Source organism: Methanocalculus pumilus, from assembly GCF_055382585.1.
Genome location: NZ_AP042393.1, coordinates 825,473 through 842,021, shown reverse-complemented (window position 1 = coordinate 842,021; position 16,549 = coordinate 825,473). Strand labels below are relative to the sequence as shown.

The window sequence follows — 16,549 nt, the reverse complement described above, 5'->3', positions numbered from 1 at the left end:
GACCTGTTGTCCGGCAGTTCCAGCCCCCCCAAACCCTTTTTTCGGCAACCTTCATCAAATCCCCATTCACCCAAAAGAACTATCGTCTCTTTTCACCAATCCCCTGTTATCTGATACCACTCACGAAAAAGCAATAAGAAAACCCACAAAACATTGCCAAAAACTGAGAAAAACCCGAGAAAAACCACATGACCCGAAACCTTCTCACTCCATTCATCCTCCTCCTCACAGCCGCCTGCCTGCTGTCAGCGGGGTGCACCGTGCCTGCGGGGAACGCATCAGGAGATACCGCACCTGCACATGAAACCGGTGATCCGGATATGAGCACCGTGCCAAAGGCCCAGATCACACCGCTCTTCTTCACCTCCCTGCATTCGATGCAAAAGCTCCTCCATCCGGACGTGACGCTAGCCCTCCCCAGCTATCTCCCGGAGGGATATCTCTTTACTGACGGTGCCTGGGCGCCTGCATCAGATACGGGCTGGCGCAGCGTGGGGTACCAGCGGGGCAATGAAAGGATCACGCTGTACCAGCAGCCCCTTGATAAGGGAGCCTTTACTATTGGAAGCGCCGTGGCTTCCATGGCTCCGGCTGATATAACAATTGCTGGCGAACCGGCCACCCTCGTTGCCGGGAAGAAGACGGAGCTCTTCTGGAGCCGGGATGATCTGACGTTCCGGCTGACGGGAACCCTTCCCTCAGAAGAGATGATCAGCATTGCAGAGTCTGTCCGTCCTGCCCCCTATGATCCCGGCACACCGCCCCCATTTGATTACCTGCCTCCGGCAAACCCCATGGAGAGGACAATTGACGTTGGTCAGACGGTGTCGGCTGACAACCGCACCGTCACCTTCGTATCGCTCGAATGCAACCCGGAGAGGTGCGAGGCGGTCTTCCTTGTCGATCTTGTCGCCTCGCCCACCTTTGATCCGCCCCCCGGCGGAACCAGCCCGCCCAGATCGCCCGATCCGGTTGCCGAATTCCGGGTCGATAACAGCACTCCCCTCCGGACAACAGAATCATATGGCTACCGGGGTGAGGGGGACGGCACTCTTATCTTCTGGCGAACCGATCCCATCCCCTCTGACGCTAAGGTTTTTCATGCAACATTTACACAGTTCCGGGAGCAGCAAGGCCTCTGGGAGTTTAGCGTGGATCTTATAATTCCCCTGACGTAAAGAATGGATAATGAAGATTGGTTCGAGATCGCCACGGTATCAATGCCCGATCTCAACATTAAAGTTAATGTAGCACTAATGTAAAGTTGTTAAAACAATAGGACCGAGCAGGGAGGAGAAGATGTACCTGGATATCGACGAGAAAGGTGCTAAAAAAAGAAAAGTAAAAACCTTTGGGCCATTGAAGGAAAAATCATCCGATTATTCAACAGATGCAGCCCAGAAGTCCGGTTCATTTACACCGACAGGTTCAATAGATCGTGGTCTAATCCATCCAACCCGGAGTCACTCCATAGAGAAAGAGCAGAAAGGTCTCACACCAGTTGAACGCACTGCCCTGGAACTCTCGATTAAGAGGCACAAACGGGCACTTAAACTGCTGGCACAGCACTAATTATCCTTTTTTTTAGCAATTTCTCCGAATCCAACTTTCAATGTCTTCGGGTTCATGCAGATAGCTTGCAACCTCACAGACAAAGAGATCAATAACCTCTTCATCAGCTGTGATATAAGACCCAACTTCAAGTATCAGGATTAATTCTGCAACGATGATGGCCGTCCTCTTATTCCCCTGATAAAAAGGATGATGAGCAGCAATTGTATACAACTTAATCAGCGTCTTTTTGATCACTAGGTGCCATAATCAATAATTTCGATCTCCTCTCTTCCCGATTCTTTGCATAATTTAAGCCCGCATATCAACCGGTACATTTATCATGTTTAGTGATCAATTGATCCTCAGGTCATCATGAGCTGGATTCGACGTATCAAAAGAGGTAACCAGTATTACCTCTACGAAGTGACAACTGTCTGGGAGAATGGAAAGTCAAAACAGAAACTGATCCAGTACCTGGGTGTCGAAGGAGATCAGGAGAAGGTACCAAAACCAAAGACGAAACGCGTTCGCCCTGATCGAATCCATCCACTCCAGAGTCGAGGTGCAGGAGATGTGCTATTGCTCTGGAAAATTGCAGAAACGCTCAATTGTGTTAATATCATTGATCGATACACCACAGGATTTGAAGATATCCAAGGACCATCTCCCGGTAAATACCTGACCACCTGGGCGATTAACCGGCTGATAGATCCAGAGAGTGCAACCCAGCTTGATGCGTGGGTCAAATCGACGATCCTCTCTGACCTCACGGGAATGGATCCACTCGACTTTTCAAAAGATGCATATCTTCAGTCACTTGATGCCATCTGTTCTACATCAAAGAAAACCCAGCGTATCCAGAGTCATATTCCATTCATTGAGGCCGAACTCTACCAGAAATGGCGTACCCTTCATCCTCTTCCTGACCAGAGCCCGGAAACCATCGCCTATGATCTCACCCCCATTCCAACGTATGGCGAAGAGTGTCCACTGATCGAACCCGGTAGTAAAACTCATGAAACACAGTTGAATCAACTGAATCTCTCTGTGATAACGTCATACTTTGATTCGTATCCAATCGCCCATTTTGTTCATCCCGGCGGTTTTCATTCGATAACGACCATTCCTGATCTGATGATCCGTCTCAAGGAGATGATGGTCTCTCCAGGGACTATTGTCTGGGACAGAGGGTACACAACCACGGCTGAGATCGGTCGTGTCGAGAATGAGGGATGGAAACTTGTCTGTGGCGTGACAAAGAGGACAAAGGAGGCGAGGAACCTTATTGCGCGAACTGAGCCCGGAATTGATCCGGATCACCTGGTGCCAACCCAGTGTATGAATATCTATGCCGAGAAGGTCGACACTCCACTCTTTGGCAGGAAAGGATCAGTTGTGGTCTACGTGAACACCGAGAGGAGAATGAGGGATAGAAAGGCCCGAAACTGTGCAATTTATCAGATATCTGAAGATTTCAAGGAGCTGCAGACGTCCTGTTCCCAGTTGAAGAAAGAAGAGGTAGTGAAGAGGATTGAGAAGTTCCTGCCCAAATCTTATGCAAAATACTTTGATTACTCTCTCGTTGAATCAAAGGCAGGCATCGAACTTGAATGGAGTACCAATTCAGATGCCAGAATCGAGGCCGAGTGTATGGATGGAAAGTATCTGTTGTATGCAACCGATCCGTCTCTCTCAGGCAGTGATGTGGTGATGAAGTATTTTGAACGTGACTTTGTCGAGAAGGTGTTTCGGGATTTGAAACTTTTTGAAGAGATTGCACCAATTCGGCATCGGAAAGAGTCACGAATACTTGGGATCATGTTTGTGTGTACACTTGCTCTCAGGTTGAAGGTAGCATTACGCACTATGCTTGAAAGTGCGAAAGATAAGGATTTGAGTGGAGAGAAGTTCCTGAAACAGATTGGCAGAGTCCATCAGGTGGATCTCCAGATGGATGATGATGTTCAAATCTGGTATGTTGGTCTCCAGAAGAAACTTGAAAAGGTACTGGAGGAGATCGGCATGAAAGGACTCTTCGGAGAGAGGGTTAGGCATTCCTAGTGATCATTTTCACGCTGTTTAAGATACAATAATCGGGCAGCTTTCTGATATGGATCATCGATAGAGTTTACTCTGTCAACAAGAAAGTCAAGCGTCCCATAGTCACGAATTAGACCCGTCATCCCTTTGTCTTCTTCTTCCTCACTCTCCTCAATGATTCGGATCTGGATTTCAACGATCTTATCAACAGTGAGATCTACCATGGAACGTTCATTTCAAGGTTACGTTTACGGCCACATGTAATTATTGATTTGATAATCGGCAATTATGGCGAAAAAGATGGAGATAGCCAGAACAAGTGTGGCCATGCCACGCCTCGGTTAAGCCTGATATGTCAAGAATACATCTATCCAGGTAAATGACATGTATCCAATATATCAGACATCTTTTTTTTGGAGGGGGTGTCTACTATCAGGCTTTGAGAATATCATGATGTGAGAAAATACTTATTTTCTCACCCCGAATCAACTTTTTTTCAAGTATTTAGGATTAGATTTTGAGACCAGGTACATACAGCCAGACCAGCGAAAAAATCAGGAGAGGTATGCCTTCAGCCTCCAGATAAGATAGAGCGGGATCTCCAGAATTTCGCCATGCTCATCTGAATGCCTAACAATATTCTTCAGGCTGGTCCGGACACTAACACGGGGGCTGTATTTCTTCCGATACTCTGCAAGGCTTCTGGAACGAGTCTTCTTTCCTGATTTAACCTCTATTGGAATAACATCAATGCCTTCCTGTATGACATAATCAACCTCAGCCATTCCACCGGATTTCCAGAAATATGGCCGGTGGAGATTATGTGCAATCAGTTCTGTCAGGACGAAATTTTCCGTTAAAATCCCCCGCATATCGGCGGTCAAAGGAGAAGTATCAAAAACAACATCTGGCGGGAACCTGCTCATCCTGCGGAGAAGCCCTACATCGGAGAAATAAATCTTGAAGTTGGTACTGTCACCATATGTTGGAATCGGAATATAGGGGCGCTCAATCTTTTCAACTTTATAGATAAGCCCTGCTGAGATCAGCCATTGCAGTGAATCTTCGAGATCGCGTGCACGCATCCCCTGCTTGACATGGGAGATTATAAATTTCTGATTGTCCTTTGCAAGCTGTGCGGGGATTGCATTCCAGATAAGGGTTAGTTTTGGAAATTCGGATACAGACGCATATTTAACGAAATCCTTTTCATAATTACTGAGAATCTCGCTTTGTATCGTTTCTACAAGCCCGATATCGTGGTTTCGCATCCATGAGCTGACAACCTCGGGCATGCCTCCCGTAATCAGGTATTCACGATATGCCTCTTCCAGCCTGCCGGTAAAGGCATCCGGCACCCGTTTATCGGGAGATAACTCATTCAGGTACTCGAATAGGAGCTCTTCGTCCTTAGAAATGAGAAATTCCGGGAAACTCAGAGGGTACATTTTCAGCATCTGTACCTTGCCAACCGGAAATGAGACATTTCTTCCCATCTGTGCAATGGACACTCCCAATAACGAACCGGCAGCAGCAACATGGAGGTCAGGCAGGTTTTCGCAAAAATATTTCAGAGACGTTATTCCACGGGGGCAGATCTGAATTTCGTCTAATATGAGGAGGGTTGTTCCGGGATGGATGGATTTGTTCCTCAGAATGCCGAGGTCTTTGATAATTCTCGAAACATTCAGGTCGCCCTCGAATACCTTTTGCAGCCGCCCGTCATATTCGAAGTTGAAATACGCGACATCGTTGAATTCCGCCTCACCAAAATGCTTCAATATCCAGGTTTTCCCGCACTGGCGAATTCCTTCAATAATCAACGGTTTACGATCCCCACTCTCTTTCCATTTGAGTAAAGTATCGTAAATGAATCGCTTCATGAAATGACCTTTGCACTTTTAAGTTTATAATATGTGCGTTCCGTACACATTTTTGCAACCAATTATGTGGGAGATGTACACATTTTCCTAACTTAACCTGTGAAGAGCTCTGGTTTGAACGATCTATCGGTCATTCTCATAAATCTGAACCCATAGACCTCCTATGTTCATTCGTTTGGCGCAATCACAAGCAACTCTTTATTTAATCCATCAGGTGATACCTGCGAAGAATACCAGGAACCACAGGCCCGCCAGTATACACGAGGCGATATAGGAGAATCTCTGCCTTTTTGAGGCGAAGAAACCTATCAGCCCGATAAACAGCAGAAGAATCAAATGATATCCGACGAACAAGAACAAGTAGTTTAGTTCCTTAAAATCGTTCAAAATACTCGTTACGAGCATTACCGTCAGGATGAACGACGCATAGGAGAGTATGCCGGCGAAGAACGACCGGATCCCGTCGCAGGTGACATATCCATACAGGAAGGCGCCAGAGGGGTACAGGAACAGAACAAGGATCTCAGCCACTCCGGAGAACAAACCACTCTCAAGTGTGAAGTAATACAGGGCAAAATTTACTATGGTAAAAGCAAGGACATAACAAAAGAGAATGATGTTTTTCCTGTCAAAGCTCTTTAACTCTATCACCGTCATCACCAGTAGTAGATCTGTGTACACATCCCATTGTTATAGGGGCTTGCCAGGTAATTGTTGAGAGCATAGTAGTCCTCGTAGACGTGCCACAGATCGTCGTCCGGCTGGTCGTAGAAAGCCGCAATATACTCTTCAGCATTTTCGAATCCATCTGCATGGTGCGGTACCGCCGAATCATGATGAGCCGCCCCAACTACATCGCCATCGGACATTTGCCAGAGTCGAATATGCCATCCACCAAAGAGTCTTATCGGATCGCTTGCCACCCCATCATCCTCTATCCACCCATTATCGTAGATATAGTAAACATATTCGACAATGGCATCCCACCAGCCTTCATTAAGCATCTCTGATTTGACTGTGTTGAGATTGTTGCTCTCCCATGCAATGTTGATGGGTTCGTCCAGCTGATGATACGTATCTCCAATCTTCTCGTAAATCCACTGGGGGTAGTCGTAAGCTCTCATGACGACCGGCGGATCATCCGCTGATGTAAAGATCTCCTCAGATAATTCTGTTGTCGTGTAGTGCTGACCTTCGACAAAGCCAATTTTTTCAGCGGTTTCTGATTCAATTTGATACGTACGTGTTTTCACCAGTTGATCCGTATCAAATCTGGACTTCAGCTCAGGACTCGAATATGTCTCCTGAACATGTAATACATCCTTCTCGAGGTAATAGTCAGTAGTATGTTCGGTGAGGATGGTGTGTTCTTTCTCCCAATCGCTCATCATTCTGGGACTGGTTTTCTCAGCACTAACCACCGATACCACACCCATGCTCACCAGCAATATTGCCAGGAGCACGGAGAATGCCCGCATCACAAAGTTTTCTTTCATCTGTTTTCCCCCAGTTTATTTCCCCGGAAGCAGGTGAACCATACCTTCAAGCATTTAGAATGCGTACGTTCCCTTTGCCTCCGGGCATACAGGGTGTGTCATCCGGGCGTCAACCGGGGATGGGCAACCCCTGCACTTTTGCGGACGCCGCTCTGACGCATCCACACTAAGACATGAACAGAGATCTATTTAGAAATTCTGTCCTATTCATTTACACGTCGGCAGGTTTTTGCCGAAAGTGGGAGGTTTGATCCCTTTCCTGGAGATGGAAGGTTGTCAGGATAACTTGTGTAGAGAGGGATTGTGCACTGAAAAAGAGAACCTTATCCCCCCGCTTACGCCGGGGGGAAGACCTTCACACCCTCGTTGTCGATCTCGGTTGTCACTGCGATCTCAAGGCCGATCTGCCGGACAATCGCCTGCATCTCCTCTTCTTTCCTGTCGGTGATGATCGCAACGGCGGGGCCGACCGAGCTCATCGAGACAAACTTAAGCCCGGCTTCGCGGAGGCGTCTCATATCCATGTCTTTGATCCCAAGAGAGGTGAACAGATCATCACCCATCTGGTGGCGGGTCAGTTATAAGGGCGAAATCACTTCGAAATACTACCCGACTCCGCCAAAGGTCATCGGTGTCCCGACATCCAATTTTCCAATACCTTCCGGCATATGTCCCTGTTTTCGCCACACCGCATCAATGTCTGCACTCAGGTGACACACGACCAGTTCAGCCCGCCGCCCTCAGTCGACGACCTGCGGGTGAAGGCCCGAATCGGAACAGGGACTCGCCCCCTGGTATCCGCCGATACCGTCACAGATCCATACAGACGGTAGTCAAGTACCGCCAGTTCTATCTCGATTCCCAGCGGGGGAGCGTTGTCCGAGAGCGGTTGGATGCTTTCCGGCACGTATACAAGGGTCAAAGCGTGTGGAGAACATTGGCCTGGTCCCTGCGAATCGGGTGCCTTTTCGGATGCGTCTATCACCGGTGAGAGGGAGAGATCGTCACTGGTAATCCCGCCATCATCTAAGACTCGTGCCATGGTAAATCCGGCGGATACATCCGTTAAATTTGCATCCATCGACTGCAACGCGAGCATCTTGCCGTCATCTGTCATTACGAGAATCGATTTCCAGTCTCCAAACGTCTTATACTGTACCCTCTCCTCGGGAAAGATCTCTGTCTCTCCGCCAATCATGGGCAGAGGAACCAGGATATCAGTTCCGGGGCCTCCCCCGTATGATGATGCATTGTGAATTCTCACGGTATACTCATACATCTGATACGAGGGCTGGGTGAAATGAATATACCAGTTCGCTCCAAGTACTGATACCAGCAGGACGAGACCGGAGACGATCACGACTTTCAGGATAAAAAATGAGATTTTTTCCATTTGATCACCTTCTTGATCATCTCTCTGAGCTCGTCGTCAGACACATCAATGCCAACTGGTTCAGGCATAACGTGTGTTGCTCTTGCACTCACCGCCGGCACCATCACCATGCTCACCAGCAGTATTGCCAGAAGCACGGAGAATGCCCGCATCACAAAGTTTTCTTTCATCTGTTTTCCTCCAGTTTTTTTCAGAAGCAGGTGAACCATACTTTCAAGCGTTTAGAGTGCGTACATTCCCTTTGCCTCCGGGCATACAGGGTGTGTCATCCGGGCGTCAACCGGGGATGGACCACCCCTGCACTTTTACGACACCATTTCGAAGCATCCACACAAAGACCTGAACGGCGATCTATTTAGAAATTCTGTCCTATTCATTTACACGTCGGCAGGTTTTTGCCGAAAGTGAGAGGAAAGATCCATCCCGGGAGGACGAGGGCTCAGGAGAGATCTCATTCTCACAGCGGTATATACCGTACAGGACGCAACAGCCTCTGACTGCTGCACTTGCGCAGAGAGATTCCCGCCTTCCCGGGCTCTGGATCATTCGCCGGTGTGCAAAACATCTTCTTCTACTGCAGGGCACACGCGGAAAACTGCCGGAATGTACGCAAATACCGTTCTTACCTTCATCCCCGAAGATCCGGCGCATAGCGTGCTCTAACGAGGGTATCCGCGGTGGTTTTGCCCGGTTTTTACGAAAATTCGTAGGGAGCGGCGGATCCGGATCAATCGCCCCATTACACCCAGAAAAGCATCCAGATTCCGAATCCGATCAAAATAACTCCGCTTGCACGTTTCACGAGAGATCGGTATTCTCGTATTCTGCTTGACGAGCCGTATCCGCCGACAATGCCGACCCCGATGAACGGCGTGAGCACTCCGGCTCCAAAGACCAGTAAGAGTGGGAGGTCATCTATCGTGCCGTCAATCAGGATTTTGCTCAGCAGGACAAGGATCATCGGTGCGGCGCACGGGGCCTTGACGATCGAAAACAGCATGCCCAGGGTGAATAACCCGGCGAGAGTGGTTGAATGCTTCCGTATAGCGGACTGGATATAGTCGTTTGTGGATATCGGTAGCTTTACCCCTCCGAGCAGGTTCACCCCGGCGAGTATAGTGATCATCCCTGCCGCGATGGCGAGATATGGGCCAAACCCGCCGAGTGACATGCCTGCAAGCAGGACGCAACACCCCATGACGATATACGCGGCGACCAGTCCCAGGCCGAATATCAGTGAGTTCAGGAGGCTGCTTCTCAACCCCATGCCTGACCCGGTGACATAAACCAGAATGAACCCGAGTATTGCCATCAGGCAGGGTGAAAACCCGGAGAAGAGGCCCAGGGAGTATGCAAACGGGATATTCCAGTTTATCGAGGGGGAGTCCTCTTGTGGCTCAGCACCAGCAATAGACTGCTCGATCGCCGCCAGGATGTTCTCCTCGGTGATCTCCTCCTTGGGAATTTTAACGGTGCCGTTTACGACGACAGCCGGGACTTCGAGAAATGCGTACGCGTTCCATCGTTCCAATCCTTCCACAGTCTCGACATCGATCCATTCAATTACGAGAACGCCGTCGTAGGCGCCGTCCAGATTCGTGATCAACGGATCGGTCAGTTTGCAGTCCGGGCACCGATCCATGTGGTAATATTCAAGGGAGATCGTTGAGGCCGCGGCTACAGGAATGCACAAAGTGCATGCGATGAGCAGAACGGCAAGCACCTGCACTGCTTTTACGGTCATGAGCCCTCCGTCATTCGCAGAGCACATCCATCACTCCGCAAGCCACCCCTCAGTCCTTTCCTTTCGGGGCAGATCGTCTTTCCCAGACGTAGAGGATGGGAAAAGCAACGATGCCAACAAGCACGATTGCCTGGAAGAGGGGGACAACGGGATACCCCAGTGCCAAGTAGCGCAGAACAATGATCGCGGCTGCCATGAGGTAGAAGACAACCGATCGTGCAAGGGTGACACGGCGCTCCCCGGCATCGATGAAGACGATGCGCGTCAGGAGCAGGCCGATGATGACAAGGACAGGGAGCCAGAATACCTGGTTGATTGAGTATGCAAGGGACGCATAGAGATAGATCAGGAAGATCACGACGGCAAGGACGGCGTCGGTCACCTTCTCAAAAATGGCTCTTTTCTGCTTCGTTTTCTCCTCTCGCTGCTCTCTTGACCGGAGGGCATGATGGAAGATGCTTATGGGGTTGGGGTCGTGCAGATTTTCCTTTTGTCTGTACCACACCATGACACAGAAATAGACTGCAGTAGGGATCACTGCCAGAGGAAATGCAGAAGCTGCGGATAGCGGCAGGTAGCCACCCACAGTGGGAATAGCGATGATGAGAAACAATACCCAGTAGATTGCGAGTGAACGCAAGAGTTCCTCTTTGGCGATATGATCAATCCTCATGCGTACACCGCCGACGCGCCATCAGGAATTGCAAAGGTGAATTCGTTATCATCCGTTATGCAATTTATTGAGTAATCTTGATACTCCAGAGTTAACATAGGCTTGCCCATGTCTAAACTTTCCAGTTTTAACGGGGTAAGACTTTCAGAATCGATCCACATTAGATACTCCCTCATATTCTCGTTGTCCAACTCATGAGGAGACAATTTTACCTTACGGACTGAAATTGAGTTAAGCGATCCCACTTCTTGATCCTCTATCCTGTATGTTTCAGTAATGTTGTCAGTCAGCAACGCATAGATTGCAGGTTCCGGCATCTTCTCTGAGGGCGTCAAATTTCTAATGAATACAACATTTACCTCTGGATCATAGATCCAGACAATGTCTCCATTAGAGACGATTTCCGAGCGTAGAATCGAGTCGATCCTCTCAATTTTTCGAAATTTATCTGGCGTCTTTAAAGTAACATCATATTCAACAGTCCTTGTTTCTTTTCCTATATGAAAAGTAAGTATTTCGATATATGTCAGGCTCTTGATATCCACCTGCTTTTCTGCGGTATTTCGCAGAAGCGTTTCTGCATCAGCGTTTGTTTCTAAACAACCAGAGCAAAAGGGTCCGATTAATGCGACGATCAGCATGAGTTGATAGTGTCGTTGTGATATCATTATGCCCTCCACAAAAATGAGAAATTTGCCTCATTTAAAGGCAACTGACCATACATGCAGTTGTTTCCACTCCAAAACAGCCTACAAAAAGGCCGCAGGTTATCACGGTTGGCACATAAACACAGGCTGGTAACAGTGTTGCACAAATATCACAGATTGGCAGCCCCGGACAGGGGATTCCAGCAAGTGCACAGGCACAGTCTATGGCGACACACGCGCCAACACATTCCCAGTAACTCGGATCCTCCGCTGTTGCAAATAACTGCTCCGGCATTTTTTCGACGAATAAACCATCGTTGACAATTACTTCTTCAAGTACATCTCCATTAGCATCAATTATGCTGAATGTGAGTTTGTATAAGGACTTGTTCTGGAAGATATATGTGGACTTGAGTACCCGATTATTGTCACTATCCCAGATTGCGGCAACGTTCGATGTCTGAACGGAGCCGTCCTTCTCAACAAGGGATTCTATGGGGAGTACTACGGCATTTATCTCTCTGACAGTTCCATCTTCGAGTTTTTTTTCAAATGAATATGCTTCAGCGTTGTCGACGATCATACTCAAATTTTCAGAGCATGGAATCCCCAAGAGTTTTTTCACATCATCCAAGTTCAAAGCAAAAGCAACAGCTTCGTATTTCTCCAAACCCGACAGATCGGTTTTTTGCAGGTCTTGTTTGGCATCAACGCAGGGTGTTCCCGGCTCGCAAGCCATCGCCGGTACAGTCGCAACACTCATCAGCAGCATTGCCAGGAGCACGGAGAATGCCCGCATCACAAAGTTTTCTTTCATCTGTTTTCCTCTGGTTTATTTCCCCGGAAGCAGGTGAACCATACCTTCAAGCATTTAGAATGCGTACGTTCCCTTTGCCTCCGGGCATACAGGGTGTGTCATCCGGGCGTCAACCGGGGATGGGCAACCCCTGCACTTTTGCGGACGTCATTTCGAAGCATCCACACAAAGACCTGAACGGCGATCTATTTAGAAATTCTGTCCTATTCATTTACACGTCGGCAGGTTTTTGCCGAAAGTGAACCGGTGAAAACCCTCCCCGGAAGATGAGGGCACGGGAGAGAGCCCATTCTCACGGCGGTATATGCTGTACGGAACGCAAGAAGGCCCTAACTGCCGCACCCCCTGTACCCGAAGACCGGGTTCTGCGGACGGGCAGGCAGGCCTGCTGGCCGATTGCATAAACCCTATCAGCCATGAGCGACAGATCAATCAATCAATCTATACAAAACCTGCCGAAGCCGGAACGCTCTGATCGTGAGATACTATGAAAAAAAGCCGGATTATCATCTGGAGCATCCTTTTTGCTCTCGTCTTCGTGCATTATCTCTACATGCCCGAGCAGCCCGAGATCACGAAAGGAACGATGCATATCGACTCCCGTGAGTGCCGAGCCAGTCTGGTCGACCTCTGGAACACATATATACAGGACCTGGCTTTCTCGAACGATTCGGTTGTACTCATCCAGCTGACTCAGTATATCGACAAAGACGGAACAGTGCAATGCACCGAACTCTTCTGGATCGGCTACGTAGACGGGGAGGAGCACGCGTACCAGGTATATGCCCACCAGAGCGGCAACGTATACTATAAAGACCAAATATTTGACTTCCCGATGCAGGGGGGGATACATCCCCTCGCTATATTACGCGAGGTCGACAGGATCGAGTTTGACGATCTCACTCGCGGAGAATACAATATAACGCTCACAACGTTCAAACACGACGGTCCAATGACCTACAATAAAACCCACGGTAACCTGTTCATCCTCGCAGACGGATTGCTCCGTCCCCTGAAGGAGGCCGCGTTCTCCTCCGAAGCCTCCTGGTACACCATCGAAATCTCCCCGGAGATCGGGCAGCAGGACGGGATTACGACTGCAGGGGGCATATCCGATCACCTCATTCTCTTCCCCGAGCAGGAGATCGCCCGGGCCGATACCATCGTCTATGCATGACGTGCAGGCGAAGCCCGGAGATTCAGAGCGCTTCCTCGATAAGCAGCGGGGTGATCCGGAAAAAGGGACAAACGGTGTAGTTATGGAGAACTGTCAAACGGCAATCAGATATGGGTGCCAGACATACGCCCCCCGGCGATCGCGGGCTTCCACGATCCGTGGGCTTGTATACACTCTTTCGCATCGGCACAGAGGTAGTAACATACGAACCGTCCTTTCTTCTCGTCTCTGACAATACCATCCCGGAGCAGCGGTTTCATATGCCAGGTGACGTTCGCACCCGACATTATAAGCCGGGACGCAATCTCTTTTCTCGTGCTTCCCGGGTTTTGCAAAACGATATTGAGCATCCGACTCTTTGACTGCTCGGTGAGATATCCCGCCACCTTTCGTTCCAGACCGGAACAGGCGCCCGTGTTGACGTAATATCTCATCCCTCTGCAATTCTGCTCGGGGACGACCGTTCCCATCCTGCATAACATCTCTACATGGTAGCGGAGGGTTCCGATATTCATCCCAAGCAACCGGGAGAGAGAGCTTGTAGTGATTCCCGGATTATCGCGTATGCACAGATATACTGCATTCCGGGTTTCGTTCTCAAGGACGTTATGGTACAGAACCCTCTTATGGCCGAAATGCAGCCATGCGAGCAGCGAGAATACAAGTTGTATCGGGATAAAGAGCGCCGGAATAAATACGGATACGAGTCCGAGAATCACAATGTTCAGGGGTTCGTTCCAAGTGTACACCTGAATCAGATCCAAAGGCACAATCTCAGGATATGCGTCATGAACGGCAGTAGCAGATGCGGCAGACGGTAACAGTGCAAGGCAGAAGATGACCAGAGCGATTCCGGCAATCCAAACCCGCATGACCATGAATTTATATAAAACCGGTAAGCAATAAAAAGATTTGGTTTGATAGGAGTTCGGCTTTGTTGAAATCAAGTGAGAGGTAATCATTTAAGCATAAGCATTGCAATTCAGAACATACGGAATCGTTCCTGTCACACTCTCTCCATACACTTTAAGTCTCCAGGTACCTGATGCAGGGCTGTTGATATCCACGCGGATCCGTCCATCCAGGCATCCGCCATAATTGTCATGGTACGAACCATACAGGCTCCCATCCGGCCTGTAGATCTCCAATCTCAGGGAGTGAGCGGGAGTAAACCAATTTAAGTCGACATTCAGTAAGGACATACCGGCTGGTACATTGAACAGATGAGTATCAGTCTCCCCCTGCGTGATCGTAAAAAACTCACGGGTTCCATACCCGTCCATCTGCGAGAGATGTCCCGCGATTCTATCATTTTCACTTCCGATACCTGTAGCTGAAACCATCGGCACGATGAAGGCGACGACGGCCAGAAGCCCTATAACGCGGCTGATCTTCATTAGAATCCACCGAAGAGACATCGGAAGACCTCCGTTTAAAAATTCTGTCCGATTTCTTTACACGTTTTATATACGCAGGCGGCACGGTGACTTAGGCAGGGAGAGGGGGACTTGGGCGTTTCCGGAACACCGCATGAGATCTCGAACATTCAACAGAGAATCATCCGTATCTGCACCTTCATCGAAGAACAGGTGCAGTAGGGTGATGTATTGCGTGGCGGGTTTCTTGTCCGTTGCGCTGGGCAATCCCGGAAGCGGCCATCTAGACGAGAAGGTACCTCGACGGAACTGGGGCTTTTTCCGGTGCCCCTGGCTGACCGGCACCGGCCGGGAGCGATCGCCCCGCGGTTCGGAAGTCACGGACCAACAATCTATGCAAGCATGATGCAAAATCCGATTATAACGAATAATGCAGGCATTTCACCGGGATTCCTGTCCATAAACCAAGCGATTCCAGCAACTGCGCAGCAACACTGATGCACCTTCACCACCACATCCAGCATCAAAGTGACGGCATCCTCCCGTAAAAGGCTATCAGGAAGCACGCAACAAAGAAAAAAACCGCCAACAACGACCGATACCAACGTCCAGCACCAGCATAGATGTCGGCAGGAAGTTTAACGGATCGCAGGAACGGAACCGACAGAGCCACTGCCAGCGCATACAATACCGACGACAACAAATGTGCCTGACCTATGTATTCCGGATACCAAATCGGAACAGCAAACCGGATGACCGTGGAAACCGCAAAAAGGATTAAAAAAGGAGAGGTCTCAACATAACCCAGCACCTTCACATGCCACCCATGCATTCTTCGCATCTCCAGTGAGCTCATCCGGACTAACTAGGGTATTGGAGTCGTCTGCCACTCCATTACTCTCAATAAACGAACAGCCGGGGCAGGTTCCCGGTTCAAGGGGTTTGCAAGCCATCACCGGCACTATCACCATGCTAACCAGCATCATTGCCAGGAGCACAAAGAATGCCCGCATCCCAATTTTTTCTTTCATCAGTTTTCCTCCAGTTTTTTTTTCAGAAGCAGGTGAACCATACTTTCAAGCGTTTAGAATGCGTACGTTCCCTTTGCCTCCGTGTATACAGGGTGTGTCCCCCTCCCGGGGTAAACGGGGTTTGCGGAGTGAGTATCTCGCCGGATTACCTTACTTCTGCCCTGCGTTCGCGTGAGGGTCCCTCCGCGTTGCACTCCTCTTCCATAAAAAGTAAACAATGGTCATGGTAAGGAGGCCCCCTATTGGGCTTAGTTGCCAAGGTCCATCCCACTGCATGAAATATAATATCACTGTAATGGGGAACCAGATCAAAATGCCTAGGAAAAAACCTTTAAGTTCAACTGTGACCTGAAGGGGTTCAACACCACCCGACCTCCGATGGTACATCAGGTAGTTCCCGGCAATGGCAAGGAACGGCATGGGCCCAATATAAAGCCAATCAACGACTGGATTTTGAGATATAATACTTTGATGGGGAAAAAGAGTACGTCCAATGAACCACAGAAGACCAACCCAGACAACCATTAATAGTACTCCGAGCAGCACCCCGAGCGTGGTCCCACCGGCCTTGTTTGGGTCCTCGTTTGAGTCTATTTTCATTTAAATCTTTCTCCATATTGCAGTATCTCCGAAAGGGATCTATGACCTCCACTTGAACTAACACCTCTTCTTTTCGAACCTCTGTAGCAGACCGGGCGCCAGTAAGATTTAAATATTA

Annotated in this window: 20 protein-coding genes; 4 read left to right on the top strand and 16 right to left on the bottom strand. The window is 49.0% G+C overall.

What is annotated here, in order from left to right:
• The first annotated feature begins 188 nt into the window (after positions 1–188).
• Positions 189–1,178 carry a DUF4367 domain-containing protein gene (locus ACZ44I_RS04510; RefSeq protein WP_464548359.1) on the top strand — a complete coding sequence of 330 codons (990 nt, stop codon included), beginning with the start codon at positions 189–191 and terminating at the stop codon, positions 1,176–1,178.
• 121 nt (positions 1,179–1,299) lie between these two features.
• On the top strand, positions 1,300–1,572 hold the full coding sequence (locus ACZ44I_RS04505; RefSeq protein ID WP_464548361.1) for a hypothetical protein: 273 nt from the start codon (positions 1,300–1,302) through the stop codon (positions 1,570–1,572).
• 12 nt (positions 1,573–1,584) lie between these two features.
• Here the strand turns inward: ACZ44I_RS04505 and ACZ44I_RS04500 are convergent, their stop codons facing one another.
• Complete coding sequence (locus ACZ44I_RS04500) at positions 1,585–1,809, bottom strand: type II toxin-antitoxin system death-on-curing family toxin (RefSeq protein ID WP_464548363.1); 225 nt, start codon at positions 1,807–1,809, stop codon at positions 1,585–1,587.
• Positions 1,810–1,926: 117 nt separating this feature from the next.
• Here ACZ44I_RS04500 and ACZ44I_RS04495 point away from each other — a divergent pair, with 117 nt between their 5' ends.
• Positions 1,927–3,615 carry an IS1634 family transposase gene (locus ACZ44I_RS04495; protein ID WP_464548365.1) on the top strand — a complete coding sequence of 563 codons (1,689 nt, stop codon included), beginning with the start codon at positions 1,927–1,929 and terminating at the stop codon, positions 3,613–3,615.
• On the opposite strand, the gene ACZ44I_RS04490 is transcribed toward ACZ44I_RS04495, so the two are convergent.
• The 11 genes from ACZ44I_RS04490 to ACZ44I_RS04440 all read right to left on the bottom strand — a co-directional run bounded on the left by ACZ44I_RS04490 (position 3,612) and on the right by ACZ44I_RS04440 (position 12,247).
• Complete coding sequence (locus ACZ44I_RS04490; protein WP_464548367.1) at positions 3,612–3,818, bottom strand: hypothetical protein; 207 nt, start codon at positions 3,816–3,818, stop codon at positions 3,612–3,614. The genes ACZ44I_RS04495 and ACZ44I_RS04490 overlap by 4 nt on opposite strands.
• Positions 3,819–4,148: 330 nt before the next feature.
• Positions 4,149–5,477 (bottom strand): ATP-binding protein, encoded by a 1,329-nt coding sequence (locus tag ACZ44I_RS04485; RefSeq protein ID WP_464548369.1) that lies wholly within the window; start codon positions 5,475–5,477, stop codon positions 4,149–4,151.
• A gap of 210 nt (positions 5,478–5,687) precedes the next feature.
• Positions 5,688–6,128 (bottom strand): hypothetical protein, encoded by a 441-nt coding sequence (locus tag ACZ44I_RS04480; protein ID WP_464548371.1) that lies wholly within the window; start codon positions 6,126–6,128, stop codon positions 5,688–5,690.
• A gap of 5 nt (positions 6,129–6,133) precedes the next feature.
• Complete coding sequence (locus ACZ44I_RS04475) at positions 6,134–6,973, bottom strand: hypothetical protein (RefSeq protein ID WP_464548373.1); 840 nt, start codon at positions 6,971–6,973, stop codon at positions 6,134–6,136.
• A gap of 335 nt (positions 6,974–7,308) precedes the next feature.
• Complete coding sequence (locus ACZ44I_RS04470) at positions 7,309–7,536, bottom strand: hypothetical protein (RefSeq protein WP_464548375.1); 228 nt, start codon at positions 7,534–7,536, stop codon at positions 7,309–7,311.
• Positions 7,537–7,679: 143 nt separating this feature from the next.
• The gene (locus ACZ44I_RS04465) at positions 7,680–8,366 is read right to left on the bottom strand and encodes a hypothetical protein (protein WP_464548377.1); all 687 of its coding nucleotides are present in this window, start codon (positions 8,364–8,366) and stop codon (positions 7,680–7,682) included.
• Entirely contained in the window at positions 8,339–8,536 is a 198-nt protein-coding gene (locus ACZ44I_RS04460) for a hypothetical protein (protein ID WP_464548379.1), read from the bottom strand. The genes ACZ44I_RS04465 and ACZ44I_RS04460 overlap by 28 nt, the downstream gene beginning before the upstream one ends.
• Before the next feature lie 569 nt (positions 8,537–9,105).
• The gene (locus tag ACZ44I_RS04455; RefSeq protein WP_464548381.1) at positions 9,106–10,137 is read right to left on the bottom strand and encodes a hypothetical protein; all 1,032 of its coding nucleotides are present in this window, start codon (positions 10,135–10,137) and stop codon (positions 9,106–9,108) included.
• Between the two features lie 22 nt (positions 10,138–10,159).
• Positions 10,160–10,783: a hypothetical protein gene (locus tag ACZ44I_RS04450; protein WP_464548383.1), complete on the bottom strand. Its 624-nt coding sequence runs from the start codon at positions 10,781–10,783 to the stop codon at positions 10,160–10,162.
• A complete protein-coding gene (locus ACZ44I_RS04445) occupies positions 10,780–11,424 on the bottom strand; it encodes a LolA family protein (protein WP_464548385.1) in 645 nt (214 codons plus the stop codon). The genes ACZ44I_RS04450 and ACZ44I_RS04445 overlap by 4 nt, the downstream gene beginning before the upstream one ends.
• 61 nt (positions 11,425–11,485) lie before the next feature.
• Positions 11,486–12,247: a hypothetical protein gene (locus ACZ44I_RS04440; RefSeq protein ID WP_464548387.1), complete on the bottom strand. Its 762-nt coding sequence runs from the start codon at positions 12,245–12,247 to the stop codon at positions 11,486–11,488.
• A gap of 487 nt (positions 12,248–12,734) precedes the next feature.
• Here ACZ44I_RS04440 and ACZ44I_RS04435 point away from each other — a divergent pair, with 487 nt between their 5' ends.
• Entirely contained in the window at positions 12,735–13,424 is a 690-nt protein-coding gene (locus ACZ44I_RS04435; RefSeq protein ID WP_464576595.1) for a hypothetical protein, read from the top strand.
• A 104-nt stretch (positions 13,425–13,528) separates the two neighbouring features.
• Here the strand turns inward: ACZ44I_RS04435 and ACZ44I_RS04430 are convergent, their stop codons facing one another.
• From ACZ44I_RS04430 to ACZ44I_RS04415, 4 genes are all read right to left on the bottom strand, one after another.
• Complete coding sequence (locus ACZ44I_RS04430; protein ID WP_464548391.1) at positions 13,529–14,302, bottom strand: winged helix-turn-helix transcriptional regulator; 774 nt, start codon at positions 14,300–14,302, stop codon at positions 13,529–13,531.
• An 84-nt stretch (positions 14,303–14,386) separates the two neighbouring features.
• The gene (locus tag ACZ44I_RS04425) at positions 14,387–14,821 is read right to left on the bottom strand and encodes a pre-peptidase C-terminal domain-containing protein (RefSeq protein ID WP_464548393.1); all 435 of its coding nucleotides are present in this window, start codon (positions 14,819–14,821) and stop codon (positions 14,387–14,389) included.
• A gap of 773 nt (positions 14,822–15,594) precedes the next feature.
• Positions 15,595–15,831 (bottom strand): hypothetical protein, encoded by a 237-nt coding sequence (locus tag ACZ44I_RS04420; protein WP_464548395.1) that lies wholly within the window; start codon positions 15,829–15,831, stop codon positions 15,595–15,597.
• A gap of 150 nt (positions 15,832–15,981) precedes the next feature.
• Positions 15,982–16,431 (bottom strand): hypothetical protein, encoded by a 450-nt coding sequence (locus ACZ44I_RS04415; protein WP_464548397.1) that lies wholly within the window; start codon positions 16,429–16,431, stop codon positions 15,982–15,984.
• Positions 16,432–16,549 lie beyond the last annotated feature (118 nt).

Bases quoted from the DNA above. Each gene is read 5' to 3' on its own strand.
- ACZ44I_RS04510 (WP_464548359.1), top strand. From the start codon at position 189: ATGACCCGAAACCTTCTCACTCCATTCATCCTCCTCCTCACAGCCGCC.
- ACZ44I_RS04505 (WP_464548361.1), top strand. From the start codon at position 1,300: ATGTACCTGGATATCGACGAGAAAGGTGCTAAAAAAAGAAAAGTAAAA.
- ACZ44I_RS04495 (WP_464548365.1), top strand. From the start codon at position 1,927: ATGAGCTGGATTCGACGTATCAAAAGAGGTAACCAGTATTACCTCTAC.
- ACZ44I_RS04490 (WP_464548367.1), bottom strand. From the start codon at position 3,818: ATGGTAGATCTCACTGTTGATAAGATCGTTGAAATCCAGATCCGAATC.
- ACZ44I_RS04485 (WP_464548369.1), bottom strand. From the start codon at position 5,477: ATGAAGCGATTCATTTACGATACTTTACTCAAATGGAAAGAGAGTGGG.
- ACZ44I_RS04475 (WP_464548373.1), bottom strand. From the start codon at position 6,973: ATGAAAGAAAACTTTGTGATGCGGGCATTCTCCGTGCTCCTGGCAATA.
- ACZ44I_RS04470 (WP_464548375.1), bottom strand. From the start codon at position 7,536: ATGGGTGATGATCTGTTCACCTCTCTTGGGATCAAAGACATGGATATG.
- ACZ44I_RS04465 (WP_464548377.1), bottom strand. From the start codon at position 8,366: ATGGAAAAAATCTCATTTTTTATCCTGAAAGTCGTGATCGTCTCCGGT.
- ACZ44I_RS04460 (WP_464548379.1), bottom strand. From the start codon at position 8,536: ATGAAAGAAAACTTTGTGATGCGGGCATTCTCCGTGCTTCTGGCAATA.
- ACZ44I_RS04455 (WP_464548381.1), bottom strand. From the start codon at position 10,137: ATGTGCTCTGCGAATGACGGAGGGCTCATGACCGTAAAAGCAGTGCAG.
- ACZ44I_RS04450 (WP_464548383.1), bottom strand. From the start codon at position 10,783: ATGAGGATTGATCATATCGCCAAAGAGGAACTCTTGCGTTCACTCGCA.
- ACZ44I_RS04445 (WP_464548385.1), bottom strand. From the start codon at position 11,424: ATGCTGATCGTCGCATTAATCGGACCCTTTTGCTCTGGTTGTTTAGAA.
- ACZ44I_RS04440 (WP_464548387.1), bottom strand. From the start codon at position 12,247: ATGAAAGAAAACTTTGTGATGCGGGCATTCTCCGTGCTCCTGGCAATG.
- ACZ44I_RS04435 (WP_464576595.1), top strand. From the start codon at position 12,735: ATGAAAAAAAGCCGGATTATCATCTGGAGCATCCTTTTTGCTCTCGTC.
- ACZ44I_RS04430 (WP_464548391.1), bottom strand. From the start codon at position 14,302: ATGGTCATGCGGGTTTGGATTGCCGGAATCGCTCTGGTCATCTTCTGC.
- ACZ44I_RS04425 (WP_464548393.1), bottom strand. From the start codon at position 14,821: ATGAAGATCAGCCGCGTTATAGGGCTTCTGGCCGTCGTCGCCTTCATC.
- ACZ44I_RS04420 (WP_464548395.1), bottom strand. From the start codon at position 15,831: ATGAAAGAAAAAATTGGGATGCGGGCATTCTTTGTGCTCCTGGCAATG.
- ACZ44I_RS04415 (WP_464548397.1), bottom strand. From the start codon at position 16,431: ATGAAAATAGACTCAAACGAGGACCCAAACAAGGCCGGTGGGACCACG.